We start from the raw sequence: 6,340 nt of genomic DNA on the forward strand, positions 1-6,340 counted from the left end.
GTCAGCGGTAGCGCACCGAGGCGACGAGCACCGCGGTCAGCGCCGCGCTGACCGCCGGCCGAGCAAGGCCGAGCCCACCGGCCTGACTTGCGTTGGTCAGCAGGAAGGCGACCGCCGCGCCCAACGGACGAGTCAGGACAAAACAACCCCAGAAGCCCGCCGTCGACATGCCACCGGACAAGCGGCATGTCACCGCCACACCGGCGATCAGCACTGCCCACAGCACGAGCTGAAGAACCGGGTCGGGCAAGATGCGAGTCGGCGTCATGTGGGTCAGCGCAGTCCCGATTCCGAACGCCGCCAGAGCGGTTGCCCAGAACCAGCATTCGGCTCGCCGGGTGCGGACAGCGATCAACTCCGTCATTCCGACGTGCGCATGCCCGAGCGCCAGCAGTCCCACGACGCCGGCGCAACAAACGACAGCGATCACCAGGTACCGCAGACCGAACGCGACGTGCAACCCGTTCGCGATCTCCGTGCCCACCGCACTGGTCGCCAGCATCGCGAGCCAGAATGCCCACGGCCGCAAGCGGTCTGCGCGCAGTTGAACCAACAGCGCTACGGCGCATGCCGCCACCAGCAGCGTTGTCGCGATCCAGCGGCCCAGGTGGTCGTAGAGGTGGTCCGGCCAGAACACCGATGCGGCGGTGATCAACGTCTTGCTCACCCAGAATCGCGTGGTGATTGCCGGGATTCTGCGGGACATCGGCGCCGCCATCGAGCTCAGAGCGCGTCCGGCCCCTCTTCCAACAACCGCCGGAAGCCGTCTTCGTCGAGAATCGGCACGCCGAGTTCGACAGCCTTGTCGTACTTGGATCCCGGCGCGTCGCCGGCCACCACGTAGGCGGTCTTCTTCGACACCGAACCCGCCGCCTTGCCGCCGCGCACCAGGATCGCCTCTTTGGCCTCGTCCCGCGAGAACCCGGTCAGCGAGCCGGTCACCACGATCGACAGGCCTTCCAGCGTGCGCTCGATGCTCGCGTCGCGTTCGTCGGCCATGCGCACGCCCGCCGCGCGCCACTTGTCGACGATGGCACGGTGCCAGTCGACGGTGAACCAGTCGATCACGGCGGCGGCGATGGTGGGGCCGACGCCCTCGACAGCGGCCAGCCGCTCCTCGGAGGCTTCGGTGATCGCTTGCAGGTCACCGAATTCCGCGGCCAGCGCCCGAGCGGCCGTCGGACCGACGTGCCGGATGGACAGCGCCACCAGCACCCGCCACAACGGCTGTTGCTTGGCCTTGCCGAGGTTGGCCAGCAGCCTGGCTCCGTTGGCCGAGAGCTCGCCCTTCTGGGTCTTGAACAGGCTGGTGCGCAACAGGTCGTCTTGCGTGAGGTTGAAGACGTCGCCCTCATCGGTGATGACGCCGGCTGCCAGCAGTGCGGTGGCCGCCTCGTAGCCGAGGCCCTCGATGTCGAAGGCGCCGCGGCCCGCGACGTGGAAAACCCGCTCACGCAGCTGCGCGGGGCAGGATCGGGTGTTGGGGCAGCGGATGTCGGCGTCACCCTCCTTCGACGGCGCCAGCGTGCTACCGCATTCGGGACACGTTGCGGGCATGACGAATTCACGTTCAGTACCGTCACGCAGATCGACGACCGGGCCGAGCACCTCGGGGATGACGTCGCCGGCCTTGCGGATCACCACGGTGTCGCCGATCAGCACGCCCTTGCGCTTCACCTCGGTGGCGTTGTGCAACGTCGCGAGCCCGACCGTTGAACCTGCGACGGTGACGGGCTCCATGTACGCGAACGGCGTGACGCGGCCGGTACGGCCCACACTCACCCGGATGTCGAGCAGCTTGGTGGTGACCTCCTCGGGCGGGTACTTGTACGCGATGGCCCACCGCGGCGCCCGGCTGGTGGCGCCGAGGCGGCGCTGCAGCGTGCGGTCGTCCAATTTGACCACCAGACCGTCGATTTCGTGATCGACGTCATGACGGTGCTCGCCCCAGTACGCGACGCGTTCGGCCACCGCCGCGATGCCGGTGACGCGGGTTGTGTGGTCCGACACCGGCAGCCCCCATGCCTGCAGCGCACGGTACGCGTCGTGCAGCGATGCCGGCTCGAAGCCTTCGGTGTAGCCCAGACCGTGGCAGATCATGTGCAGCCGGCGACGTGCGGTGACGGCAGGATTCTTCTGTCGCAGCGACCCGGCGGCACTGTTGCGCGGATTGGCGAACGGCGCCTTGCCCTCCTCGATGAGGCTGACGTTGAGCGCGGCGAAATCCTCCACACGGAAGTACACCTCACCGCGGACTTCCAGCACCGCCGGCACCGGGAATTCGTCGGTGCCGGTCAGCTGCTCCGGTACGTCGGTGATGGTGCGGGCGTTGAGCGTGACATCCTCGCCCGTGCGGCCGTCGCCGCGCGTGGCGCCCCGGACCAGCTTGCCGTCGCGGTAGACCAGTGCCAGCGCGACGCCGTCGACCTTGAGCTCGCAGAGGTACTCGAGTTCGCGGCCCAGCTCGTTGGTGAGCCGCGCGGCCCACGCCGTCAGCTCATCGGTGTTGAAGGCATTGTCTAGCGACAGCATCCGCTCCAGGTGCTGTGCCTCGCCGAACTCGGTCGCGAACCCGGCGCCGCCGACCAGCTGCGTCGGCGAATCCGGCGTCCGCAGCTCGGGGTACCGCTCTTCGATCTCCTGCAATTCACCGAGCAGCTTGTCGAACTCACCGTCGGAGATGATCGGTGCATCTTTGACGTAGTAGCGGAACTGGTGACCGCGGACTTCTTCGGCCAGTTCCTGCCATTGCCGGCGCACGTCGGGATCGGGTGAGCTCACCCGGTAAGGCTAGCGAAGGGCTGTGACATCAAGCCGCGATGATCCCCGCCGACGTGCCGCATGCCACGAGGACCGTGCAAGCAGCTGCCGGGGCCGGGTCCTCGGTACCGACCAGCGGCGGCAGCGGCGGGATGAAGATCGGCACGAGGCTGGCCCCGGTGACTCCGGTCAGCCTGGCGACGACCTGCGCGACGACGTTCGTCGCGGCGTACGTCAGGCTGCCGACCAGCTGCACGGGCACGGTCATCGCCTGTGCCAGCGGGCTGATGACGAAGATGTTCTTCTCGGCGATCGACCGCAACTGCGCCGTCACCTGCTGGAACGCCTGGTTGAGGAAGTAGGGCACGGACGCGGCGACGGTGCGCACGCCGAGCGTCAGGTCGGTGCCGATGTTGGGGTACCCGTACTTGCCGATGACGTCCAGCACGGCGGCCCGCAGTGCCGCGTCGTCGTCGATCGGCGTGACGGTGCTGCCGCCGAGGCCCGTGATGGAGACGCCGTCGGACTTGGGCGCCGGCGTGCCGCCGAACAACGTCACGACCGTCGGGGTGACGTCGACGATCTGGTATTTCAGGTTGACGCCACCGGCGGTGAACAGATCGGGATTGTTGGCGATGACGAAAGTCGATGTCTCATTGGGTGATTGGAACCCATGGCCGAAGCCCTTGCTGTCCTGGTGACCGTGGTCGGTGACGACGATGACGGTCCACTGCTCGCCGGTCGCCGCTTCCCAGTCGTTGACCGACTGCATGATCTCGCCGATGTTGCGGTCGACGTTCCGCACCGCCTCGGCGTATGCCGTGGACGCGCCGCCGTAGTTGTGCCCGTTCTCGTCGACGCCGACGAAGTAGCTGAACACGAAGTTCGGCTTGTTCGGGTCGGCGGCGGCGATCGCGGCCTCGGTCGCGTCGCCGACGGCGTCGTCGGTGAGCGACCAGTTGGAGTCACCCGCGATGTGCGAGATGTTGACGACGTGGTCGGCGCCGACCGAACCCGACACGGCGATGGCCGAGATGACGTCCCAGTTCGCGATCGCCGTGGTCTGGATGCCGGGATTGAACGTCTCCAGTTGGTTGAACACCGTCGGGAACCGGTTGTAGACCGCTGGATTGAAGATGTTGTTGATGACGCCGGTCCTCTCACCCCAGACGCCGGTGAGGATGGCGGTCCATGACGGATTGCTGATCGTGGTGTGCCCGACGATGCTCGCCGGTGCCGTGGTGCCGCCCTGCATGAGCTGGAAGAAGTTGGCGTTGGCCGGGTCGGCCAGCACCCGGCTCAGATTGGTGCCGTCGACGCCGATCACCAGCACATTGGGTGTGGTGTCGGCGAGCGTCGAAACCGACTGCGGCGCAACGGCACTGGTTGGCTTGAGGGTCTTGCGTTCCAGTTCGTCGCGCACCGCGGCGAGGGCCACCAGCACCGATGTCGAGCTGAGCGGAGACACCGGCGCCTGCAGCGACCGCAGGGCCCTGGTGAGTTTGGCGATGGGATCTGCCGACACCGCGGCCACCTTGACCGTGGGCTGTGCGGAGCTCGCTTGCGTCGAGATCGCGGCGGTGACTGTCGGCGTGCCGGCAGTCTTGGCCGCGGCCGTCGGGTGCTCTTCGCGGTTGAGGCCGGCGACGCGCGGCGGGGCTGTCCGCGGCGCGGGCTTCGTGCGCTCGGCGGCCTTCATCTGGTTGGCGGCGGGCTGGTCAGCGGCGGGCTTGTCGGCGGTGGGCTTGTCGCGCTTCTTGTCCGGCTTTCCGGCCTGTTCCTCGTTGGCGGGCTTCGACTTCGACTTGGCGGGCTTGCGCTGCTTTTTCGGCTTCTTGGCAGGAGCGGCTGCCGCCTGGGATGCCTGCGAGGTCGAGGAGGTCTGGGATGTCGATCCCGCCCCGGCTCCCGATCCTGTGGCGTCAGCCCAGGCCGGGCAGTCGCTCCACCCCGCGAGCGCGGTTCCGATCCCCAGGGCGACCGCCAGTCCCCCGACCCGGCCAATGCATCTTCCCGCTGTCATCCGGAATGTATAACGCGCGACAATTATCGGCCGCACAGGAATCGCGAACCTGACGCACAGTCATCTCGAAGGTTGGGCACCCTCCGCCCCGCCGCGGGTTACCGTGGCAACGTGCCGCATCCGATCATGTTCGACGATGACGACCCCGGCCTGGCAGAGCTGCGCGCGGTCGCGCTGAGCTTTCCCGAGGCCTTCGAGAAGGTGTCGTGGGGCCGGCCGGTGTTCTGCGCGCCCAAGATGTTCGCGATGTACGGCGGCAATTCGAAGACGACGGGCGAGATGGTCGCCTACCCGCATTCCCTGCTGGTCAAGGTCGACGAGTCCGACCGCGCAGCACTGGAACAGGATTCGCGCTTCTACTACCCCGCCTACATGGGTCCGTCAGGCTGGCTCGGGCTGGATTTCACCGCGGCGAAGGTCGACTGGGACGAGGTCCGAGAACTGCTCGACGCATCGTTCCGGCTCGTCGCGACCAAGCGATTGATCAAGCTGCTCGACGCGCAATGAGGTAGGCCTGCGGCGTGGATTCGGCCGCGTCTTCGTCGGGTTGCCGGACCGTTTCCGCATAGACGCGAAACCCGCTGTCCGACAACACGTCTGCGACGAGCTCGGGCCGCCGGCGGATGAACGTCAAGTGCACCGACTCGCCGTCGAAGTCCGTCAGCACCCGCGGCTCATCACCGACCTGAAATGCCAACAGCAACACCCCGCCCGGCGACAGGACCCGGTGGAACTCGGCGAAGACTCGCGACAGGTACTCATCCGGAACATGGATGATCGAGTACCAGGCACAGAGCCCGCCGACGCTGCCCTCGGCCACGTCGAGGTCGAGCATCGACCCGACGCGGAACTCCAGAGCCGGATTGTGCTGCCGCGCCTGCGCGATCATGTTGGGAGACAGATCGATTCCGGTGACGTCGAGGCCGGCCGCTGCCAGTGCCGCAGTGGCCACACCGGTGCCGCAGCCCACGTCCAGCACGCTGGCCCCGCGGTCCACCAGTTCGGCGAACGCGCCGATCATGGCCCGGTCCACCGGCCGGTCGTCGAGATGGTCTTGGAACCGAGCGACGTAGTGCGCGGCCGCACGGTCGTAGCCGTCGCGGGTCGCGGCCAGGAAACCGGGCATCGGCCAACGGTACGCGGGAATGCCGACACGGTCGACCGGACGCGCAGCTACCGCAGCGCGACCTGGTCTCGTGCTGCCGGGGGTCATCGCGCGTCGATCGGCGCTGAATCACTCTGCAGGACTGTCGCTTTCACCATCATTAGCGTCGCCCTCGGCTGGATACAGTGTCGGACGGTGGTAGTGGTTGGTTCGTGGTTGGCCGACGTCCAGTAGTGGTGGTGGGGTCCAGTGGGTGCGGCCGTGGGGGCCCATGGTGGTGGTCCAGCCGCCGGTGTCGGCCAGGCGGTTGTCGCGGCCGCAGGCCAGGGTCATGGTGTCGATGTTGGTCAGTCCGTCGTCGCGCCAGTTGGTGATGTGATGAGCCTGCGAGCAGGAGGCGGGGGCGGTGCAGTTGGGTCGGGTGCAGCCGTGGTCGCGGGCGAACAACGCCA

General features: G+C 67.5%; 6 protein-coding genes. 1 reads left to right on the forward strand and 5 read right to left on the reverse strand.

What is annotated here, in order from left to right; all coding sequences use genetic code 11:
* Nucleotide 1: 1 nt before the first annotated feature.
* The 3 genes from ACJH6J_RS25080 to ACJH6J_RS25090 are packed head-to-tail and all read right to left on the reverse strand — an operon-like array spanning nucleotide 2 to nucleotide 4,783.
* Entirely contained in the window at nucleotides 2-706 is a 705-nt protein-coding gene (locus tag ACJH6J_RS25080) for a hypothetical protein (RefSeq protein ID WP_318985935.1), read from the reverse strand.
* Nucleotides 707-723: 17 nt separating this feature from the next.
* Entirely contained in the window at nucleotides 724-2,781 is a 2,058-nt protein-coding gene (ligA, locus tag ACJH6J_RS25085; protein WP_318985934.1) for an NAD-dependent DNA ligase LigA, read from the reverse strand.
* A gap of 28 nt (nucleotides 2,782-2,809) precedes the next feature.
* Nucleotides 2,810-4,783 (reverse strand): alkaline phosphatase family protein, encoded by a 1,974-nt coding sequence (locus tag ACJH6J_RS25090; RefSeq protein ID WP_346415715.1) that lies wholly within the window; start codon nucleotides 4,781-4,783, stop codon nucleotides 2,810-2,812.
* A gap of 111 nt (nucleotides 4,784-4,894) precedes the next feature.
* On the opposite strand from ACJH6J_RS25090, the gene ACJH6J_RS25095 reads away from it, so the two are divergent.
* Entirely contained in the window at nucleotides 4,895-5,290 is a 396-nt protein-coding gene (locus tag ACJH6J_RS25095) for an MmcQ/YjbR family DNA-binding protein (RefSeq protein ID WP_029105782.1), read from the forward strand.
* Here the strand turns inward: ACJH6J_RS25095 and ACJH6J_RS25100 are convergent.
* Nucleotides 5,268-5,909 (reverse strand): class I SAM-dependent methyltransferase, encoded by a 642-nt coding sequence (locus ACJH6J_RS25100; protein ID WP_406801383.1) that lies wholly within the window; start codon nucleotides 5,907-5,909, stop codon nucleotides 5,268-5,270. The genes ACJH6J_RS25095 and ACJH6J_RS25100 overlap by 23 nt on opposite strands.
* Before the next feature lie 108 nt (nucleotides 5,910-6,017).
* A partial coding sequence (locus ACJH6J_RS25105) for an HNH endonuclease signature motif containing protein (protein WP_406804705.1) occupies nucleotides 6,018-6,340 on the reverse strand: 323 nt, incomplete at its 5' end.

The organism is Mycobacterium sp. SMC-18, from assembly GCF_045310895.1.
Taxonomy (GTDB): Bacteria; Actinomycetota; Actinomycetes; order Mycobacteriales; family Mycobacteriaceae; genus Mycobacterium.

Excerpts from the sequence above, each read along its gene's own strand:
- ACJH6J_RS25080 (WP_318985935.1), bottom strand. The coding sequence starts at position 706 with ATGTCCCGCAGAATCCCGGCAATCACCACGCGATTCTGGGTGAGCAAG.
- ACJH6J_RS25090 (WP_346415715.1), bottom strand. The coding sequence starts at position 4,783 with ATGACAGCGGGAAGATGCATTGGCCGGGTCGGGGGACTGGCGGTCGCC.
- ACJH6J_RS25100 (WP_406801383.1), bottom strand. The coding sequence starts at position 5,909 with ATGCCCGGTTTCCTGGCCGCGACCCGCGACGGCTACGACCGTGCGGCC.